The organism is Nonomuraea sp. NPDC049709, assembly GCF_040674815.1.
In the GTDB taxonomy this organism is placed as follows: Bacteria; Actinomycetota; Actinomycetes; order Streptosporangiales; family Streptosporangiaceae; genus Nonomuraea.
The window spans coordinates 93,607-113,212 of the sequence record NZ_JBFANM010000030.1 but is presented as its reverse complement, the minus strand read 5'-3'; the positions used below and the strand labels follow the sequence as shown (position 1 = coordinate 113,212).

Here is a 19,606-nt window from a genome sequence, read left to right as displayed (position 1 = left end):
CGGTCGGTGGTCTAGTGCGCGGCGGCTGACCTCGCGTGCAGCCGGCCCGAGGCGAGGACGGCCAGGGCGGCTGCGGTCATGCCGATCGCCAGGCCGTACATGAGCGGGGTGAAGCCCCCGAACGCGGCGGCCACCTGCGGGCCGACGCTGCCGCCGACGGCGAGCGCGAAGGAGAACAGCGCCAGCGCCGTCCCGCGCGCCCGGCCGGCGCCGGCGGAGATGGACTCGTTCATGCTGGGCAGCCCGCCGGTGATGGCGGCGACGTAGAGGGCGAGCAGGAGCACCAGCACGGTGGTGCCGGTGACGCCGACGGCCGCGAGCGCGAGGGCGCCGGCCGCCAGGAACACCACCGCCCTGGTCGTCGTGGGGATCCGGGCCAGCCAGGGCATCAGGACGGGCACCAGCACGATCGACGGCAGCCCGGCCGCGCGCAGGGCGAGCAGCTCGGAGGGGGAGCTGACGCCGTAGATCTGCAGCCCGGTGTACACGGCCACGAAGCCGGTCATCAGCATGATCGTGGCCAGGTAGCGGAGGCCGAGGACGCGGTGGAGCAGCAGGCCGGGCAGCGGGCGATAGGCCGACAGGGCGGATCCGGCGCTCTCGCGCGGGAGGTCGGGCAGCATGACGGCGCGCACGCCCAGCGCCGTCACCACGAAACCGGCCGCCGACAGCACGAACATCCCGCGCCAGCCGGTCACGTCCACCAGGAGCTGGGCGGCGACCTGCAGCAGCACGGCCGAGGCGAGGAACGCGCCGGTCACCGCCGCGATCGCGACCACGCGGCGGCGCGGCTCCAGCCGCTCGCCCAGGTACGCCATGCCCGCGGGCGGGAACATCGCCACCGCCACACCCTGCACGCCCCGCAACATCAGCGCCACCTCGGGAGAGGGGCTCAACGCGACCAATGCCGATGTAAGGGCGGCCAGCGGCAATCCGATCATCAGCAGCCTGCGGCGGCCGTAGCGGTCCGAAAGGGGGCCGAACACCAGGAAGCCGACGCCGTACCCGATGCCGAAAGCGGTCACCAGCCAGGTCAGGCTGTCGGCCGACGTGCCCCAGGCGGTGGCCATGTCGTGCAGGAGCGGGATCACGACGTAGAGCTGGCCGCTGACCAGGACGGCGGTGAGGGTGAAGGCGGTCAGCGTGCGCCCGAACGGTGCGATGGGGGCGGCGGGCTGGGCCGGGGGCTGGAGGGGCGGGGTGCGCGGAACGGTTAGTGCCATGAGCGGGGACAGTAGCCAACCAACTAGTTGGATGTCAACTAATTGGTTGGTTTGCAACCAACCGGTTGGTGGCTAGGATAGGCCGCATGGCACCCAAGGTCTCGACCGCCGCCACCCGGGCCGCCCTGCTGGAAGCCGCGCGGGACGAGTTCGCCGCGTACGGAGTGGCGGGCGCCCGCGTGGACCGCATCGCCGAGCGCGCCGGCGTCAACAAGGAGCGCATCTACGGCCACTTCGGCAGCAAGGAGAAACTGTTCGACGCGGTCATCGAGGAGGCGCTCGACGACCTGACCCGGCAGATCGCGCTGCCGGGGGCCGACCCCGTGGACTACGTGGCCAAGCTGACCGACTACTACCGCTCGCATCCCGACCTGGTGCGGCTGCTGATGTGGGAGGCGCTCAACTACCGGGGGCAGGACCTGCTGCCCGGCCAGGAGATCCGGGTGGAGCGCTGCGGGCGGAAGACGGCCTCGCTGGCGGCGGGGCGGGGGGAGGAGCCGTCGGCCGCGACGGCGCGCATGCTGTTCACGCTGACGGGACTGGCGTTGTTCCCATCGATGATGCCGCAGCTCGGGCGGATCATCCTGGGCGAGGCGGCCGACGATCACGAGGGCATGCGCGACCAGATCGCCGCCTTCGTGGCGGCCGCCCTCAAGTAACGCCCCCGTAGTGGCCGCCCTTCAAGCGGCTTCTCGGATGGTGGGTCTCAGCGGGCGTTGCGCGAGTTGATGTCACGTTCGTCGCTTGGACTGAGTGGGGCGCGCTGGTCAGGAACGTCGCGGTCGTGCTACGGGCCGGCTTGCGGGCGACGGCAAGACCAACGATGCCTGCTCCGACAAACCGCGATTCTCACGCTGCCAGCCCGCCGACCATAACGCGCCCAGGCGCAGGTGTGGCCGAACCGGTGACTTGGCCGCGCCTGCCCGGCATACCGGCGCTATACCGGGCACCGCTAACTTCCCGACTCATGAAGTTCACTTCCAAGCGCATCGCCGCGATCGCCGTCGGCGTGGTCGCAGCTGCCACGACCATTACCCTCAATGCGTCCCCTGCCGCAGCCCTCACCGTCACGGGCTGCAAGTCCACGCAGACTTTCTCCAAGAGCATCACCGGCGCCTCCGTCGAGGGGTACGTCAAGAGGGGATGCACCGTCAAGGGCAGTGGATGGCAGCGCATTGACCAGGACTACATCTGGTTCAGGACGAGGGACACCAAGTGCGACAACTACGGCCCCAAGATCTGGATCGCCAACTGGGTGCAGAAGAACGACAACGGTTGCGGCAGCTCGAAGACCGGCTACAACTACACCGCTTCCATCGGCACCGTCTACAAGTACATGTTGCGCACCTGCAACAGCACCAAGTGCCTGAACAGCTCCGGCTATATCACGATCAGGTAGGGCCGGCCGAGAGCTGGGGCAGTGGTCGAACCTCTGTGCGATCATCGCCGGCAGCTGCCGCCCGAGGTGTGCTCGCCATGCGCTCCCGACCGGGAGGACCTCTCATCTCCTCCGCCCGGCTGGTCAAGGAAACTCGCGGGGCCGCCGCATGAGCGTCGGCAAAGGGCCGGTCGCCGAATGGCGGCTTCCTGGCCGGCGATCTCGCCTGCAAGCGCAGCCCCCAGTGTGTCAGCGCCCTCCGCGCGTAGCACGGAGGGCGCGCGAGATCGTCAACGCGATCCTCTACCAGGACGGACCGGCTGCCAGTGGGACTACCTGCCGCCGGGCAGCGCGACCTCCTGCTACTTCGCCAAGTGGCGCGACGACGGCACCGCCCAGAAGATCCACGACTGCTGCGCCGGCACGTGCGCGAGAAGAAGGGTCGATCAGCCGATCCGAGCCCGGTCGTCCTGGATACCCAGTCAGGTGTCGATGGTGAGCATCGGCGGGCGCTCGCCGATGCCGACGTCCCTCGTCGTCGCCTCGTGTCCGTCCTCCACCCGCCGGAACTGAGCCAGCCGCGCGGACGGCGTGTGGCGGGTCTCGATCTTGCCCTGGCGTTCCAGCCGCGACCACGCGGCGAGCATGATCTGCGAGGCCATCGCGCCGAGCGCCTCGATGGACTGCGGCGCGTGCTCGCGCGAACCCAGGTCCACCTGCGCGAACCCGTCCAGCCCGGCCAGCTCCAGCAGGTCGATCAGCAGGCCCAGCTCCACGGCGTAACCGGTCAGGAACGGTACGCGTTCGAGGGCGGAGCGGCGCCCCGCGTACTCCCCCGCCAGCGGCTGCACGAAACCGGCCAGCTCGGGCCAGTGCAGGTTGATCAGGGGGCGGGCGACCAACTCGGTGACGCGACCCCCGCCGTTGGGGGTGTCGTGGAGTGGACGGTCATAGCACCCTTTGGCGTACACCACGGTGGGGTCAGCCAAAAGCGGACCAAGCACCCCGAGTATCAGAGAAGCACGAAAATTCCGGATATCGGCGTCGGCGAACACCAGCACGTCCCCCGACGTGACGGCCAGCGACTTCCACAGCGCCTCGCCCTTCCCGTCGAGCGGCTTGAGCTGCGGCAGGATCTCGTCCTGCGCGTGCACCCTGGCCCCCGCCCGCGCGGCCACCAGCGCGGTGTCGTCGGTGGAGCGCGAGTCGATGACCACGAGTTCGTCGACGAGCCCGGCCAACTCCCGCCGGATGATCCCGACGATCTCCCCCACGGTCTCCCGCTCGTCGCGGGCCGGGAGGACCACGCTGACCGTGGTCTCCCCCTTGGCGGCCACCAGATCCCGGAGCGGCCAGTCACTTGCGGACGAAGTACGGCGTCGCAACCATCCGTGCACTTCAGGCAGCATGCGACCCCTCCCCCCGAATCCCCACGTGTCAGCTTATGTGACGGCCCAGCACCCCTCCCGGCACCCCGCTCCGGCGTTCAAACCTCGCTCACGGGGCGAGTTCCAGGCCCCCGTCGATGGTGAGGACCTGCCCGGTGATCCAGGTGGCGGCGGGGTCGGCGAGGTGCACGATCCAGGTGGCCACCTCCTCGGGGGTGCCCCGGCGGCCGAGCGGGATGCGGGCGGCCTCGTCCTGCTTGATCTGCTCGACGACCGTGTCGGGCAGGCCGGCGGCGGTCAGCGCCTCGCTCTCGGTGGGACCGGGCGCCAGGGCGTTGACCCGGATGCCGTCGCCGGCCAGTTCCAGCGCCCAGCTGCGGGTCAGCTGTTCCACGGCGGCCTTCGTGGCGGCGTAGTGGGCGGCGCCGGGCAGCGGGCAGTGGCCGTAGGTGCTGGAGAGGTTGATGATCGTGCCACGGCTGGCCCGCAGGTGCGGCAGCGCCGCGTGGGCGAGCAGGCTGGGCGCGGTGACGTTGAGCGCCAGCAGGCCGGCGATGCGGTCGGCGTCGGTGTCGGCCAGCGACATGACGGCGGTGGCGCCGGCGTTGTTGACCAGGACGTCCAGGCGGCCCCAGCGGTCGACGGCCGCCTCGACGACGGCCTGCGGCGCGCCCCCGGCGGTGATGTCGGCGGGCATGGGCTCGATGCCGGGATGCCGGGCGGCGGTCTCGTTCAGGGCTTCGGCACGGCGTCCCACGCCGAGCACGCGCGCTCCGGCGCGGGCGAGGGCGATCGCGGTGGCCCGGCCGATGCCGGAGCCGGCTCCGGTCACGATCGCGACCTGGTCTTGCAGATGGCCGTTGGGCTGGACGGTCACGTCATACTCCTCTGTTCGCGGCACTCGTTCGATGTTCGTGAAATATCGAACAAGCTATCATGATGGGATGAGACAGGCGCATCACCCTGAAGTTGGCGATATCGGGCTGACCGGGGTGATGGCCGCGCTCAGCGATCCGATCCGGGTCGGCCTGGTGCGGGTGCTGGCCGACGGTCGCGAACGCGGGTGGGGCGAGCTGCGGGCGCCCGTCGCCAAGTCGACGCTCAGCCACCACCTGCGGGTCCTGCGCGATGCCGGGCTGACCCGTACGCGCCAGGAGGGCACCCGCTGCTTCGTGACCCTGCGCGCGCAGGATCTGCAGGCCCGCTTCCCCGGGCTGCTGCAGGTGGTGCTGGCCGCGGCCGAGGACGAGGACGTCGGGCACCAGGTGAGCCTGAAGGACGGTCCGCAGCCCACCTGATGACGGGAGCAGCCGGTCAACGGGCGAGCGGGATGCGGAACACGAAGCGCGCGCCGCCATCGGGCGTCTCCTCGACGTGCAGGGTGCCGCGGTGGGCCGAGGCGATGCCGCGGGCGATGGCCAGGCCCAGGCCGGCGCCGCCGCGGTCGCGGCTGCGGGCGGTGTCCAGGCGGGCGAAGCACTGGAAGACCCGTTCGCGGTCGGCCTGCGGAACCCCCTGCCCGTCGTCGGACACTGCCAGCTCGGCCTGATCGCCCGCGCGGCGCAGGCTCACCTCCAGCCTGTGCGTGGCGTGGCGCCGGGCGTTGTCCAGCAGGTTGTCGAGCAGCCGGGTGATCTGCCAGGAGGCGGCCTCCACCATCACCGCGGGTTCGAGATCGAGCCGTACGTCGTGGGTCCCGGCCCACCGGGCCGCCGCCGTCTCGGCCAGCGTGGTGAGGTTCACCTCCGCCAGGCTTCTGCCGAGGTCGTCCTCCAGGGTGACCAGCAGGTGCAGGTCGTTGACGATGTTCTCCAGCCGGTCGAGGTCGTCGGCCACGTGGTGCAGCAGTTCGGGCAGATCGATCTCGTCCGGGTGCAGCCGCGCCTCCTCCACCTGCACGCGTAGCGCGGCGAGGGGGGTTCGCAGCTCGTGCGAGGCGTCGGCGGTGAACTGGCGTCGCCGATCCATCAGCTGCTCGGCGAACGTCCGCGCCGCTCTCAGCTCTCGGGCGCACGTGTGGGGCTCCGGCTCCATCGCCCGCTCACCCGCGCTCACGGGTCCATCGCCTCGTGCAGGCACCGGTCCGTACGCGGGCCGGCCGGAGCGGCTGAACGGGCGAGTGGCAGGCGCAGCACGAAGCTCGCACCACCCGTCTCGGACTCCCCGGCGTGCAGGGTGCCGAAGTGCGCCCGGGCGATGTCGCGGGCGATCGCCAGGCCCAGGCCGGTGCCGCTCCCATCAAGGCGGCGGGCCGCCTTCAGCCGGGTGAAGCGCTGGAAGATCCGCTCCCGTTCGCATTCGGCGACGCCCTCCCCGTCGTCGGACACCGTCAGCACGGCGTGGCCGTCGTCCCGGCACAGCCGGACCTCGACCAGGTGACGGCAGTGCCGCTGGGCGTTGTCCAGCAGGTTGGTCAGCACCCGGCCGATCCGGATCGGGACGACCTGGACGGTCATCCCGGGCTCCAGCCGGAGCTGGACCTCGATGCGGTCGGACCTGCGGGCGATCTCGCCACGCACCAGCTCGGCCAGGTCGACGTGCTGCGGCCGGACGGGCGGGCCCGACTCCATCTCGGCGAGGATCCGCAGATCGGTGATGATCATGCTCAGCCGGTCGACGTCTCGCAACGCGCGGGTGAGGAGGTCGCCGAGGTCGGTCTCGTCGGGATACAGCCTCGCCTCCTCCAGCTCCGTGCGCAGCCCCGCGATCGCCGTGCGCAGCTCGTGCGCGGCGTCGGAGGCGAACCGCTGTTTCTTGCGCAGCTCGCGTTTCAGGTCGCGCACCTTGTCGCAGGCCGCTCTGATCGCCGGCGCAGCCCCTCCGTCACCGGTCGGGCGTGGGGCCTCGCCGTCGTACAGGGGCATGACGTTTGCCGTCACAACACGACTTCCTTCCGTTCGCGTTCGCACCGGAGATATCGCCGCAGGTCATCGGTCGGTGCATCCCGTTGTCGTCTCGGCTACCAGCTGAGACAGGTCAACCTCGTTGTCTGTGACAGCCCCTGGATTCAGTGGCCGGTGTCACAGATCGACGACAACGCGCAGCGACAGGAGCGAGACCTTGCCGCCAGGCGGATCCGGATGGCGGCGCAGGCCATCGATGGGCCGCACCGCGCCTCGAGCCGGCTCGGGAGCTGCTGTTCGACCGCGCCTTCGTGGTCGCGGTCGCGGCCGTTCACCGCCCGGCTCGCGCACTCGCCGAAGGGCACGGCCTCGCCGAGGTGATGCCGTTCCTGCAGGTGTGCTTCGCGATCTGCCGGGCATGGGCGAACGTCACGTGGTTCGCGCCGTCCCGGCGTCGTCAGGGAGCCCGTCATCGATTCCGCGGCGGCCGCGGGCCGCGTCATCGCCATCCCCCTACTGCCGCTCACGGCGCCCCGGATCGGCGTGGCCGCCGTGGTCGCCGCGAGCACAGCCTTCTGCGTCCTGCTGGTCGCCGTCACGATCGCGACTGCAGCGGTAACGGCCCGTGCGGCGGGGACACCGCGGTGAGCTTGGCCGGGTTCAGCATCCACAACACCTGGTCGATGCCCTGGTCCGAGGCGTTGACCGTGATGACGGCGAACAGCTGCCCGTCCCGGCTCAGCAGCGCGGAGGGCCGGCCGTTCGTGCTCCCCCAGCCCACGTCGACGCCGTCCCAGAACCGGCCGGAGAACGCCTTGATGACCTTCGCCAGCCGCGTCGCGCCCACCACGGGGAAGCGTGCCGCGCCGCGTACGGCGCCGCCGCCGTCGGAGTAGCTGACCACGTCCGCGGTGAAGAGCTCCTCCAACGCGGTCAGGTCGCCGGAGCGGGCGGCGGCGACGAAGGCCTTCAGCAGCCTGCGCTGCTCGTCCGTGGTCACGGGCCGGCGGCGCCCGGCGAGCACCCGCTTGCGGGCCCTGCTGACCAGCTGGCGGACCGCCGTCTCGTTGAGCCGGACGATCTCGGCGATCCGCTGGTAGGGGTAGTCGAACGCCTCCCGCAGCACGTACGCCGCCCGTTCGGTGGGCGAGAGCCGCTCCAGGAGCATCAGCACCGCGACCTCCAGGGCCTCGCCGCGCTCGGCGCCGAGGTAGGGGTCCGCGCCGGTGTCGACGGGCTCGGGCAGCCAGGGCCCGATGTAGGTCTCGCGGCGCACGCGGGCGGACTGGGCGGCGTTGATGGCGAGCCGCGTGGTCACCGTCGCCAGGAACCCGGCCGGGCTGTCCACCGTGGAGCGGTCGTACGACTGCCAGCGCAGCCAGACGTCCTGCACCAGGTCCTCGGCCTCGGCCGCGCTGCCCAGCATCCGGTAGGCGATGCCGAACAGGCGCGGCCGCACACCGTTGAACACCGCCGCGGCCTGTTCGAGATCGTCAGGCCCGCCGGGCTCGCCGGTCGGTACGGTTTCCGTCACAGTTCATCGCCCCCGCCCTGCGCCTACCCCTTGAGCAGCGGGGACAGGCCAGCGGCGGGTAACAGTCCGGGAAGGTTTCCCCCGTCAGGAGATCAGCCCTGGATGGACTTGGTCTCAAGATACTCTTCGAGGCCCTGCCGGCCGAACTCGCGGCCGTTGCCCGACTGCTTGTATCCGCCGAACGGCGCCAGGACGTTCCATTCGCCGCCGTTGACGTCCACCTGACCCGTGCGGAGCCGGCGGGCGATCGCCATCGCGCGGTCGGGGCTGCCGAAGACGGCGCCGGTGAGCCCGTAGATCGTGCTGTTGGCGATCTCCACGGCCTGGTCGTCGCCGTGGTAGGGGATGATCGTCAGGACGGGCCCGAAGATCTCCTCCTGGGCGATGACCGCGTCCGGGGCGACGTCGGCGAAGATCGTCGGCCGTACGTACGCGCCCCCGTCCAGCCCGGCGGGCCTGCCCGGGCCGCCGAGGACCAGCCGGGCGCCGTCGGCGACGCCGCGCTCGATGTAGCCCTCGACCCGCCGCCGGTGCTGCTCGGAGGCCATCGGCCCGATGAGGGTGGCCTCGTCCATCGGGTCGCCGACGACGTAGCCCTTCGCGGCGGCCACGGCCAGCTCGATCGCCTCCTCCTGCCGCGACGCGGGCACCAGCATCCGCGGCCACGCGCCGCAGACCTGCCCGCCGTTGGTGTAGGTCATGGCCACGCCGTGGGCGACCGCCTCGGGGAAGTCCGCGTCGTCGAGGATGACGTTGGCCGACTTGCCGCCGAGCTCCAGCGTGACCCGCTTGACGGTCTCGGCGGCCGCGGCGGCGATCAGCCGGCCCGCGCGGGTGGAGCCGGTGAACGACACCATGTCGATGCCCGGATGTGCCGAGATGGCCGCGCCGACGGTCGGGCCGGTGCCGTGGACGACGTTGAACACCCCGGCGGGCAGCCCCGCCTCGGCCGCGACCTCGGCCAGGATCGCCGCCGTGAGCGGCGCGATCTCCGACGGCTTGAACACCATGGTGTTGCCCGCCAGCAGGGCGGGCGCCAGCTTCGAGACGATCTGCTGGAGCGGGAAGTTCCACGGCGTGATGGCGCCGACGACCCCGATCGGCTCGCGCACCACCAGCGAGCTGCCGATGCGCTCGGACCAGGCGAAATCGGTGGCGAGCGCGGCGAAGGACGCCGCCACCGCGACCGGGAAGCCCGCCTGCGCGGCGCGGGACAGCGTGATGGGGGCGCCCATCTCGCTGGTGATCGTGGTGGCGATCTCCTCGGTCCGGCCGCGCAGCCCGTCGGCGATGCGGCCGACGATCCGCGCGCGTACGGCCGGGTCGGTGGCGGCCCAGCCGGGGAAGGCCGCCCGCGCCGCGGCGACGGCGCGGTCCACGTCGGCGGTGGTGCCCTCCGGCACCTGGGCGATGATGGCGCCGGTCGCCGGGTTCACCACGTCGATCATATGGGTGGATCCGGGGACGCTCCGGCCGCCGATCCAGTGGGTCGCTGTCTTGAGTGCGGTTGTGCTCATGAGACGACCGTGGCAGCGGGGCCGGGCCGGAGGAATGTCCTGCCGATCCGGGGATCCGGCCGGGCGCGGTCCCCGTTCCGCCTGTCCAGGGATCGGCAGAGCATGGATACGGGAGCGCGGCGGCCCGATACTCGGCACGCCAAGGAAACATTTCCGGCCGGGAAGTGTTCATGGGGGGCGGACGTATCAAGAGGAGGTCGACCATCGTGGACCGGGCCCGACTCGCCGAGTTCCTGCGCAGCCGCCGGGAGGCGTTGCAGCCGGAGGACGTGGGGCTGCCCCGTGGCGGGCGGCGTCGTACGGGCGGGCTGCGGCGCGAGGAGGTCGCCGTGCTGTCCGACATGTCGGTCGACTACTACAGCCGGCTGGAGCAGCGGCGCGGGCCGCACCCGTCGGAGCAGATGCTCGCCTCCATCGCCGGTGGGCTGCGCCTGTCGCTGGAGGAACGCGATCACCTGTTCCGCCTGGCGGGCTACGCCACCCCGCAGCGGACCCTGCGGGCCGACCACATCAACCCCGGCATGATGCGCATCTTCGACGGCCTCGAGGACGCCGCCGCCCAGGTCGTGAACTATCTCGGCGAGACGCTGAAGCAGACCCGGCTGTCGAAGGCGCTGATCGGCGACGAGACCGTACGCACCGGGATGGCCCGCAACCCGCACTACCGATGGTTCACCGATCCCGGCGCGCGGGCGATGCATCCCGAGGACGACCACCCGGCGCACAGCAGGCTGATGGCGGCGAACCTGCACGACCTCCACACCCGCGACCGCACGGACCCGCGCACGGCGGCGATCGTGAACGCGCTGCTGGCCGAGAGCGCCGAGTTCGCCGAGCTGTGGGGCGAGCACCCGGTCAGCCGCCTCTACTGCCCGCAGAAACGCATCCGGCACCCGGAGCTCGGCCTGCTCGAACTGCACTGCCAGACGCTGGTCGACCCCGATCAGTCCCAGAGCCTCGTCGTCTACACCGCGCCGTCGGGCAGCGAGAGCTACGACAAGCTGCGCCTGCTGTCGGTCATCGGGGACCAGCGCCGCTAGCAGAGAAATTGCCCGCGCGCCGGTCCGGCCTGTCACAAATCCGGCCTCTGTCCTGTCGTCCTTCCGGGACACGTTCTTGTGACAGACCGGAGGGGCACCATGCAGTCGCGAGAGATAGGGCCAGTGGGACGGCCGGAGAGGCGGCCCGAGAGACAGGTCGCCACATCCGTCCTGGTCATCGGCACGGGAGGGGCCGGGCTGCGGGCCGCCATCGAGCTCGCCGAGCGCGGGGTCGGCGTCCTCGCGGTGGGCAAGCGACCGAAGGCGGACGCGCACACCTCGCTCGCGGCGGGCGGCATCAACGCGGCGCTCGCCACGATGGACCCGGAGGACAGCTGGCAGCAGCACGCGGCGGACACCCTCAAGGAGAGCTATCTGCTCGCCAACCCGGAGACGGTGCGCATCGTCGCCGAGGGGGCGGCGCGGGGCATCGAGGACCTGGAGCGCTGGGGCATGCCGTTCGCCCGGGAGGAGGACGGGCGCATCTCGCAGCGGTTCTTCGGCGCCCACACCTACCGGCGCACCGCGTACGCTGGCGACTACACCGGGCTGGAGATCCAGCGCACGCTGATCAACCGGGCGGCGCAGCTCGACGTCCCCATCCTCGACACCGTGTACATCACGCGCCTCCTCGTCCGCGACAACGCGGTCTTCGGCGCGTACGGGTTCGACCTGACCGACGGCACCCGCTACGTCATCCATGCCGACGCGGTGATCCTGGCCGCCGGCGGGCACACCCGGATCTGGCGGCGTACCTCCTCCCGCAGGGACGAGAACACCGGCGACTCCTTCCGCCTCGCCGTCCTCGCCGGCTGCCGCATCCGCGACCCCGAGCTGGTGCAGTTCCATCCCTCCGGTCTCATCTCGCCCGAGAACGCGGCCGGCACCCTCGTCTCCGAAGCGGCCAGGGGCGAGGGCGGGATCCTGCGCAACCAGCTCGGCGAGCGGTTCATGTCCCGGTACGACCCGGAGCGGATGGAGCTGTCGACGCGGGACCGCGTCGCGCTGGCCGCGTACACCGAGATCAAGGAGGGCCGCGGGACCCCGGACGGCGGCGTCTGGCTGGACGTGTCGCACCTGCCGCGACAGACGATCATGACGCGGCTGCCCCGCGTCTACCAGACGCTCCTCGAACTGCAGATGCTCGACATCACCAAGCAGCCGATCGAGATCGCGCCGACCGCGCACTACTCGATGGGCGGCGTCTGGGTGCGGCCCGAGGACCACGGCACGGGCGTCGACGGCCTGTACGCGATCGGCGAGGCGGCCAGCGGCCTGCACGGCGCCAACCGCCTCGGCGGCAACTCGCTCATCGAGCTGCTCGTCTTCGGCCGCATCGTCGGGCAGGCGGCGGCCGAGCACTCCGCGGGCCTGGAAGCCCAGCGCCGCTCGGCCGAGGCGCTCGACGCGGCGCGGGCGGAGGTGGACGAGCTCCTCGCCGCCGACGGCCCCGAGAACGTACGGGCGCTGCAGCGGGCCCTGCGCGACATCATGACGGAGCACGCCGGCGTGGTGCGCGACGAGAGCGGACTGCTGAAGGGCCTCGCCGAGCTCGCCGCGGTGGAGGCGCGCATCGAGAACGTCGGCGTGCACCCGGACATCGCCGGCTTCCAGGACCTCGCGCACGCCTTCGACCTGAAGTCCGCGGCGCTCGCCGCCCGCGCGACGATCGAGACCGCTCGTGAGCGTCGCGAGACCCGCGGTTGCCACAACCGCTCCGACCACCCCGAGCTCGACCCCGAGCTGCAGGTCAACTTCGTGTGGTCCGGCCCCGGATCGGTGGAGAAGGAGAGCATCCCGCCGATTCCGGCGGAGATCGCGGCGCTCATGCGCGAGGTCTCATCCGCCGGAAAGCTCGTCGAGTAACTCCCCCATAACCCGTGAAAGGACCCCAAAGATGAGCCCTGTAGTCGTGGGCGTGGATGACTCCGAGGCGAGCCTGCGTGCCGTGGAGTGGGCCGCCGCCGAGGCGGAACGCCGCGGGCGGCCGCTGGAGATCCTGCACGCCTTCATCTGGCCCCTCCTGAACGCGCCCCTGGGCCCGGCGCCGGGCGCGCCGCCCGAGGGCGGCCTCCGGCACGCCGCCGAACGCGTCCTGGCCACGGCGCTGGACCGGGCGCGGTCGGTCGCGCCCGGCATCGAGGTGACCACCGACATGCCGGAAGGTGATCCGCTCACCGCGCTGCTGCGCCGTTCCCACCAGGCAGGACTCCTGGTCGTGGGCAGCCGCGGGCTCGGCGAGGTCGGCGGGCTGCTGCTCAGCTCGGTCGGCGCCCGGCTCGGCATCGTGGCCCACTGCCCCGTCGTCGTCGTACGCGAGCCCGCCACGCCCCGCGGCCCCGTCGTGGCCGGCATCGCCGGGCACGGCGAGAGCGAGGCGCTACTCCCCTTCGCGTTCGCGCACGCCGCCCGGACGGGGAACGACCTGGTGCTGGCGCACGTCGGCCCCGACGGGTCGGCCGACCCGAGTCCCACGGTCCTGCCCGAGGAGACCCTGGCCAAGTGGCAGGAGCTCTTCCCCTCGGTCACGACCGTCCAGAAGTCCCTCACCGGCCACCCGGGCAAGGCGCTGATGCACGCCGCGTCGGCGGCGTCCCTGCTCGTCGTCGGCTCGCACCACCGGCGCGAGCTCAGCGCGCTGGTGCACGGCTCGGTCAGCCAGGCTGTCCTGCACCACGCCACCTGCCCGGTCGCGATCATCCAGGTCCATCGATAGGCCCGCGCCCGAGCATCGTCGATGGCTTGATCAGGCACCAAGAAAGATTTTCGCGGCAGCTGTCACAAGCCCGGCGGCTGCGCTGTCTTAGCTGACGACCGGAGGGCAAAGCTGTCCCCGGCGGACAGAAAGGATGTCCCATGAAGATCGTGGTTATCGGCGGCACCGGCCTGATCGGGTCGAAGCTGGTGACGAAGCTGGGCGAGCACGGTCACGAAGCGGTGGCCGCGTCGCCGAACACCGGTGTGAACACCCTCACCGGTGAAGGGCTGGCCGAGGTGCTGGAGGGTGCGCAAGTGGTGATCGACGTGTCGAACTCGCCGTCGTTCGAGCCCGCGGCGGTGATGGAGTTCTTCCAGACCTCCACGGGCAACCTGCTCGCCGCGGAGAAGGCGGCCGGTGTCGGTCACCACGTGGCGCTGTCGATCGTGGGCACGGAGCGGATGCCCGAGAACGGCTACTTCGCGGCGAAGATCGCCCAGGAGCAGCTCATCGAGAAGTCGATGATCCCGTTCTCGCTGGTGCACGCCACCCAGTTCTTCGAGTTCGTCCGGGCCATCGCCGATTCGGGGACGAAGGACGGCAAGGTGCACATGGCGCCGGTGCTCTTCCAGCCCATCGCGGGCGACGACGTCGCGCAGGCGGTCGGCCGGACCGCGGTGGGCGAGCCGCTGAACGGCAGGATCGAGATCGCCGGGCCGGACCAGTTCCGGATGGACGAGTTCTTCCGCCAGGCGCTGGCCGGCCTGGGCGACCAGCGCGAGGTGGTCACCGATCCGCACGCGACCTACTTCGGCAGCGAGCTCACCGAGCGGTCGCTGGTGCCGCTGGGTGACGACGCGACCCTCGGCGCGATCCACTACCGCGACTGGGCCGCCCGGAACGCGACCGGCAAGTAGCCCTGATGCCCATAGTTCACGAGAGGTAGTTCCCATGTCTGACGTCGACCCGAAGCAGCGATCGACCGCGTGGCAGACGGCGCTGACCATGGTGCAGGAGGCTGAGCCGCCGTTCATCCCGGCGGGCGCGCACGCCATGACCGTGGTGATCGAGTACCCGCCCGGTGACCCCGGCACGCCGCCGCACCGGCACACCGGGCCCGCGTTCGGCTTCGTGCTGGAAGGCGAGATGCTGCTGGAGATCGAGGGCGAGCCGGAGCGGGTCGTACGCGCCGGGGAGGCCTTCTGGGAGCCCGGCGGCGACGTCATCCACTACCAGGACGGGAACCACCGCGACGACGTCCCGCTGCGGTTCACCGTCACCATGCTGTGCGATCCCGACAAGCCGATGCTCACCCTCGTGGACGAGGAAGAGCTCGCCCAGCGCAAGGACCGCCGCGCCCCGCGCCCGTCCTGAGCAGATTCGCACCATGAGGACACAGGCCGGCAGGCGGCACATGCGCCTCCGACGAGACAGGAGTCGTGCAGTGACCGCACTGGCGATGGTCGCCGAGTTCGACGATGTCGCCGGCTGGACCGCCGACGCCGTCGAGCAGCTCGGGCGGCGGCACGCCATACCGGCCACCTGCCGCGGCAGCGCGAGCCCGGCCGCGCTGGCCTGGCTGGCCGAGGCGTGCGAGCTGGCCCCGGGGATGCGGCTGCTGGACGTGGGCGCGGGCGCGGGCGGGCCGGCCGCCTGGGCCGCCGAGCGGTTCGGGGTCCGGCCGATCCTGGTGGAGCCGATGCCGGCCGCGGGACGGGCCGCCTCCCGGCTGTTCGGGCTGCCGGTCCTCGCGGCGGACGGCCGGCGGATCCCGCTCCGTACGGGGTCGGCCGACGCCGCCTGGTGCCTGGGGGTGCTGTGCACCGTGCCGGACAAGGCCGCCGTACTCGGCGAGATCCACCGGGTGCTCAGGCCCGGCGCCTCGCTGGGGCTCCTGGTGGTCGTCGCACGGGGGCCGCAGCTCCTTCCCGTTCCGGAGGGCAACCACTTCCCCACCCGGCGGGAGCTGCTCTCGCTGCTCGCCGGCGCCGGGTTCGAGGTCGTCGAGCAGATCGACCCGCCCACCGGGGCGCCGCTGTCCTGGTCACGACGTGCCGAGCAGGTGGCCGCGGTGGTGGCGACCCGCCATCGGTCCGACCCCGCCTACGCGCTGGCCGCTCACCAGGGCGAGCGCTTCACCCGCCTGTTCGCCTCCGGCCAGATCGCCGTGCGGCTGATCCACGCGGTCAGCCGGCCTGCCGGACACCCATTCAAGCCACGCATGGAGGAAAGATGAGCATCCCTGACGGCGAGGACCAGGTTCTGTACGAGCTCAAGGCCGAGGTCGAGATCGAGCTGACCCTCGCCGAGGCGAGCCATCCGGAGGAGGAGATGGAGCTGCCGGTCACCGAGTGGCTGTTCGATCCGACGGACGTCGAGCGCGAGGAGATCGGCCTGCGGGGTCTGCACGACGCGGTCGAGGTGCTGGAGGAGCACTCCCGGCACGGTGATCAGGGTGCGTGAAGCGCGCATCGACACGCTCGACAGCCTGCGCGAGCACCTGCAGTGGGCGATCGAGCTGGAGCACGCGACCCTGCCGCCGTACCTGTGCGCGCTGTACTCGCTGGACCCGGAGCGGAACCGGGAGGCCGTCGAGGTGGTGGGCAGCGTCTTCGCCGAGGAGATGCTGCACCTCACGCTGGCCGCGAACCTGCTCAACGCCGTCGGCGGCAGCCCCCGGCTGGACACGCCGGGCATGCTCCCGCCCCATCCCCGGCCCCTGCCCCACGGTGACCGCTCGCTGGAGCTGTCGCTGGTCCCCTTCGGCGCGGAGGCGCTGGAGCTGTTCCTGCGGATCGAGCAGCCGGCGCCGCCCGGCGCCCCGGCGGAGGGCGACGAGTACGAGACGATCGGGCAGTTCTACGCCGCGATCGAGCAGAGGCTGCTCCTGCTGTGCGACCGGCTCGGCGAGCAGGCGGTCTTCACCGGCGATCCGGCCCGCCAGGTCAGCGCGGCGCACTTCCGGCACACCGCCGGACGGCTGGTCACCGTCAGCGACCTCAAGTCGGCTCTGGCGGCGCTGGAGGAGATCGTCGAGCAGGGCGAGGGCACCGCGCGGGGCGGGGTCTGGGACGGCGACCAGGACATCTTCCACCCCGAACGGGACGAGGTGGCCCACTACTACCGGTTCCAGGAGCTCAAGGCCGGTCGGCGCTACCGGCGGGGCGACACCCCGCAGACCGGGCCCACCGGCGAGGCGATCTCGGTGGATCCGGCCGGCGTGCATCCGATGCGGCGCAACCCGCGCCTGACCGATCACGCCCCGGGCAGCGCGATCCGCACCGCCCAGGAGGAGTTCAACCACACCTACTGCGCCGTCCTGCACCTGCTGGAGCGGGCGTTCAACGGCAGCCCGAGACTGCTCAAGGTCGCCACCGGCACCATGTACGCGCTCAAGGCCCAGGCGCAGGCCCTGATGCGGATGCCCGACGGGGAGAGCACGACGGCCGGCCCCACCTTCGACTACGTCGAACCCGAGCTGCGCCGGTGGAGCGCCGGCGACGGGCAGCGGATCGTCGTCCTGCGCGACGGCCCGTACGTCGTGTACGGCGGCGTCCCGCTCAGGCGCAAGCGCAAGATCGTCTCGGAGCCGGAGAAGAACGCGCTGACCTGGCAGACCGGCGAGCCGCTGGAGACCGAGGACACGTACGCGCTGTGCCGCTGCGGCCACTCGGGCGCCAAGCCGTTCTGCGACGGGACCCACGCCGTGATCGGGTTCGACGGCACGGAGAGCGAGGTCATGCGGCCGTACAAGGAGCTGCAGCACGTGCACGACGGGGTGGGCATCTCGGCCCAGCGGGTGGGCGAGCTGTGCGTGCACGCCGCCTTCTGCATCGGCCGCACCCGGCCGATCGCGGCGATGCTCGCCGACACCGGCGACAGTGACGTGCGCTCCGACGTCATGAGCCGCATCGACCACTGCCCCTCCGGCTCCTACAGCTACGCCCTCGAACGCGGCGGCGACACGATCGAGGCCGACCTCCCGCAGGCCGTCTCGGTCCTGGAGGAGGAGGACGGGCTGGCCGGCGCGCTGTGGGTGACCGGCGGCGTGCCGGTCGTGCGCTCGGACGGCCGGCCGCTGGAGACCCGCAACCGGGTGACGCTGTGCCGCTGCGGCCACTCCGGCAACAAGCCGCTGTGCGACGGCACCCATCGCGAGATCGGCTTCCACGAGTAGACCCCGGCCGCGGCGGCTTCATCGCCTCCCGCCGCCCGTGCGGCGGCAGGCGAGACCTCGGCCTGCCCGATTCACCATGAGAAAGAGAGAGACCATGAGCAGTCCCGTTCTCGAGCCGGCGGCGCAGGCGTTCGCCGACGCGACCGCCAAGCCTCCGTTCGTGTACGAGCTGGGCACCGAAGGCGCCCGCAAGCTGCTGGACGACGTCCAGGCCGCACCGGTGGACATGCCGGAGGTGGACGAGAAGTGGATCACCGTGCCGGCCGAGGCCGGTGACGTACGGGTACGCATCGTCAAGCCGGCCGGCACGACCGTCACCCTGCCCGTGGTGCTGTACGTGCACGGCGGCGGCTGGGTGCTCGGCGGCACCAGCACCCACGACCGGCTGGTCCGCGAACTGGCCGTCGGCACGGGCGCCGCGCTGGTGTTCGTCGAGTACGACCGCTCCCCCGAGGCCCGCTACCCGGTGGCCATCGAACAGGCCTATGCCACCGCGCAGTGGATCACCCGGAACGGCGCTGAGGAAGGCCTGGACGCCACCCGGCTGGCCGTGGCCGGCGACTCGGTCGGCGGCAACATGACCGCCGCCCTCACCCTCATGGCCAAACAGCGCGGCGACGTGCACTTCATTCACCAGTCGCTGTACTACCCGGTCACCGACGCCGCCCAGGACACCCCCAGCTACCGCCAGTTCGCCCACGGCCCGCACCTGACCGCCCAGGCGATGGCCTGGTTCTGGGACGCCTACACCCCCGACCCCGCCCAGCGCGCCGAGATCACCGCCTCCCCGCTACGCGCCACCCTGGAGGACCTGGCCGGCCTGCCGCCCGCGTTCGTCATCGTCGACGAGAACGACGTGCTGCGCGACGAGGGCGAGGCCTATGCCCGCAAACTCACCCAGGCCGGCGTGCCCACCACCAGCGTCCGCTACAACGGCACCCTGCACGACTTCATGATGCTCAACCCGGTCCGCGACACCCACGCCGCCCGCGCCGCCACCGCCCAGGCCATCACCGTCCTGACCCACGCCCTGCACCCCGGAAAGGCCCGCTCATGACCACCGCCCCGCAGCCCGTCGTCGTCCTGGTCCACGGCGCGTTCGCCGAATCGGCCAGCTGGAACCGCGTCCTCCGACGCCTGCACGAGCGGGGCCTGGACGCCGTCGCCGTGGCCAACCCGCTGCGCAGCCTCGACGGCGACGCCGCCTACGTCCGCGACGTCATCACCGGCCTCGACCGGCCGGTCGTGCTGGCCGGCCACTCCTACGGCGGCATGGTGATCACCCAGGCCGCCGCCGGCCACCCGGCCGTGCACGCACTGGTCTACGTCGGCGCCTTCGCCCCCGGAACCGGCGAGAGCGCACTGCTGCTGTCGGGCAAGTTCGAGGGCAGCACCCTGGGCGCCGCGCTGGAGGCCTACCCGGTCAGCACCGGCGGCAACGAGTTCCGCATCGCCCCGGACAAGTTCCACCACCAGTTCTGCGCCGACCTCGACCCCCGCGAGGCCGCCCTGATGGCCGCCACCCAGCGACCGGTCACCGAAAAGGCCCTCACCGACGGCCTGACCGCGAGCGAACCCGCCTGGCGCACCACACCGTCCTGGTTCGTGCACGGCGAGCAGGACCTCAACATCCCCGCCCAGGCCCTGCGCTTCATGGCCGACCGCGCCGGCTCCCGCGGCACCCGCGAGGTCGCCGGCGCCTCCCACGCGCTCGCCGCGTCCCAGCCCGACGCCGTCACCGACGCCATCCTGGATGCGGTCGCCCATGTGAACGGCTGAGCGGAGTCACCCGCCGGCCGGCGGCCAGG

At 71.8% G+C, this 19,606-nt stretch carries 21 protein-coding genes; 13 read left to right on the top strand and 8 right to left on the bottom strand.

From position 1 onward, the window contains the following. Window positions 1-11: 11 nt before the first annotated feature. Window positions 12-1,223: an MFS transporter gene (locus tag AB0J69_RS28930; RefSeq protein WP_364123330.1), complete on the bottom strand. Its 1,212-nt coding sequence runs from the start codon at window positions 1,221-1,223 to the stop codon at window positions 12-14. Window positions 1,224-1,309: 86 nt separating this feature from the next. On the opposite strand from AB0J69_RS28930, the gene AB0J69_RS28925 reads away from it, so the two are divergent. Both AB0J69_RS28925 and AB0J69_RS28920 read left to right on the top strand, forming a co-directional pair. Beyond that, on the top strand, window positions 1,310-1,882 hold the full coding sequence (locus AB0J69_RS28925) for a TetR/AcrR family transcriptional regulator (protein WP_364123328.1): 573 nt from the start codon (window positions 1,310-1,312) through the stop codon (window positions 1,880-1,882). Window positions 1,883-2,190: 308 nt separating this feature from the next. Then, window positions 2,191-2,622 (top strand): hypothetical protein, encoded by a 432-nt coding sequence (locus tag AB0J69_RS28920; protein ID WP_364123326.1) that lies wholly within the window; start codon window positions 2,191-2,193, stop codon window positions 2,620-2,622. Between the two features lie 461 nt (window positions 2,623-3,083). Here AB0J69_RS28920 and AB0J69_RS28915 read toward each other — a convergent pair whose 3' ends face one another. After that, window positions 3,084-4,010 (bottom strand): glucosyl-3-phosphoglycerate synthase, encoded by a 927-nt coding sequence (locus tag AB0J69_RS28915; RefSeq protein WP_364123325.1) that lies wholly within the window; start codon window positions 4,008-4,010, stop codon window positions 3,084-3,086. An 88-nt stretch (window positions 4,011-4,098) separates the two neighbouring features. Beyond that, a complete protein-coding gene (locus tag AB0J69_RS28910) occupies window positions 4,099-4,866 on the bottom strand; it encodes an SDR family oxidoreductase (RefSeq protein ID WP_364123323.1) in 768 nt (255 codons plus the stop codon). 67 nt (window positions 4,867-4,933) lie between these two features. Here AB0J69_RS28910 and AB0J69_RS28905 point away from each other — a divergent pair, with 67 nt between their 5' ends. After that, window positions 4,934-5,287: a helix-turn-helix domain-containing protein gene (locus AB0J69_RS28905; protein ID WP_364123321.1), complete on the top strand. Its 354-nt coding sequence runs from the start codon at window positions 4,934-4,936 to the stop codon at window positions 5,285-5,287. 16 nt (window positions 5,288-5,303) lie between these two features. Here AB0J69_RS28905 and AB0J69_RS28900 read toward each other — a convergent pair whose 3' ends face one another. The 5 genes from AB0J69_RS28900 to AB0J69_RS28880 form a co-directional block, all read right to left on the bottom strand. Then, on the bottom strand, window positions 5,304-6,044 hold the full coding sequence (locus AB0J69_RS28900) for an ATP-binding protein (protein WP_364123319.1): 741 nt from the start codon (window positions 6,042-6,044) through the stop codon (window positions 5,304-5,306). Continuing rightward, complete coding sequence (locus tag AB0J69_RS28895) at window positions 6,041-6,868, bottom strand: HAMP domain-containing sensor histidine kinase (RefSeq protein ID WP_364123317.1); 828 nt, start codon at window positions 6,866-6,868, stop codon at window positions 6,041-6,043. The genes AB0J69_RS28900 and AB0J69_RS28895 overlap by 4 nt, the downstream gene beginning before the upstream one ends. A gap of 128 nt (window positions 6,869-6,996) precedes the next feature. Then, window positions 6,997-7,431 (bottom strand): hypothetical protein, encoded by a 435-nt coding sequence (locus AB0J69_RS28890; protein WP_364123315.1) that lies wholly within the window; start codon window positions 7,429-7,431, stop codon window positions 6,997-6,999. Continuing rightward, window positions 7,428-8,366 carry an RNA polymerase sigma-70 factor gene (locus tag AB0J69_RS28885; RefSeq protein WP_364123313.1) on the bottom strand — a complete coding sequence of 313 codons (939 nt, stop codon included), beginning with the start codon at window positions 8,364-8,366 and terminating at the stop codon, window positions 7,428-7,430. Before AB0J69_RS28885 ends, AB0J69_RS28890 begins: the two co-directional genes overlap by 4 nt. Window positions 8,367-8,458: 92 nt before the next feature. Continuing rightward, on the bottom strand, window positions 8,459-9,814 hold the full coding sequence (locus AB0J69_RS28880) for an aldehyde dehydrogenase family protein (protein ID WP_364123378.1): 1,356 nt from the start codon (window positions 9,812-9,814) through the stop codon (window positions 8,459-8,461). Between the two features lie 275 nt (window positions 9,815-10,089). Here AB0J69_RS28880 and AB0J69_RS28875 point away from each other — a divergent pair, with 275 nt between their 5' ends. The 10 genes from AB0J69_RS28875 (at window position 10,090) to AB0J69_RS28830 (ending at window position 19,577) form a co-directional block, all read left to right on the top strand. Next, window positions 10,090-10,923, top strand: coding sequence for a helix-turn-helix transcriptional regulator (locus tag AB0J69_RS28875; protein ID WP_364123311.1), 834 nt, complete (start codon window positions 10,090-10,092; stop codon window positions 10,921-10,923). 123 nt (window positions 10,924-11,046) lie between these two features. After that, window positions 11,047-12,789, top strand: coding sequence for an FAD-dependent oxidoreductase (locus tag AB0J69_RS28870; RefSeq protein ID WP_364123309.1), 1,743 nt, complete (start codon window positions 11,047-11,049; stop codon window positions 12,787-12,789). 31 nt (window positions 12,790-12,820) lie between these two features. Continuing rightward, window positions 12,821-13,639: a universal stress protein gene (locus AB0J69_RS28865; RefSeq protein WP_364123307.1), complete on the top strand. Its 819-nt coding sequence runs from the start codon at window positions 12,821-12,823 to the stop codon at window positions 13,637-13,639. Window positions 13,640-13,779: 140 nt separating this feature from the next. Continuing rightward, the gene (locus tag AB0J69_RS28860) at window positions 13,780-14,538 is read left to right on the top strand and encodes an SDR family oxidoreductase (RefSeq protein ID WP_364123305.1); all 759 of its coding nucleotides are present in this window, start codon (window positions 13,780-13,782) and stop codon (window positions 14,536-14,538) included. Between the two features lie 34 nt (window positions 14,539-14,572). Then, window positions 14,573-14,995 carry a cupin domain-containing protein gene (locus AB0J69_RS28855; protein WP_364123303.1) on the top strand — a complete coding sequence of 141 codons (423 nt, stop codon included), beginning with the start codon at window positions 14,573-14,575 and terminating at the stop codon, window positions 14,993-14,995. 70 nt (window positions 14,996-15,065) lie between these two features. Continuing rightward, complete coding sequence (locus AB0J69_RS28850) at window positions 15,066-15,857, top strand: methyltransferase domain-containing protein (RefSeq protein WP_364123301.1); 792 nt, start codon at window positions 15,066-15,068, stop codon at window positions 15,855-15,857. Next, window positions 15,854-16,084 (top strand): hypothetical protein, encoded by a 231-nt coding sequence (locus tag AB0J69_RS28845; protein WP_364123299.1) that lies wholly within the window; start codon window positions 15,854-15,856, stop codon window positions 16,082-16,084. Before AB0J69_RS28850 ends, AB0J69_RS28845 begins: the two co-directional genes overlap by 4 nt. Continuing rightward, window positions 16,077-17,798 (top strand): ferritin-like domain-containing protein, encoded by a 1,722-nt coding sequence (locus AB0J69_RS28840; protein ID WP_364123297.1) that lies wholly within the window; start codon window positions 16,077-16,079, stop codon window positions 17,796-17,798. The genes AB0J69_RS28845 and AB0J69_RS28840 overlap by 8 nt, the downstream gene beginning before the upstream one ends. Before the next feature lie 94 nt (window positions 17,799-17,892). After that, entirely contained in the window at window positions 17,893-18,855 is a 963-nt protein-coding gene (locus AB0J69_RS28835) for an alpha/beta hydrolase (protein ID WP_364123295.1), read from the top strand. Further along, complete coding sequence (locus tag AB0J69_RS28830; protein WP_364123293.1) at window positions 18,852-19,577, top strand: alpha/beta hydrolase; 726 nt, start codon at window positions 18,852-18,854, stop codon at window positions 19,575-19,577. The genes AB0J69_RS28835 and AB0J69_RS28830 overlap by 4 nt, the downstream gene beginning before the upstream one ends. The last annotated feature ends 29 nt before the right edge of the window (window positions 19,578-19,606 follow it).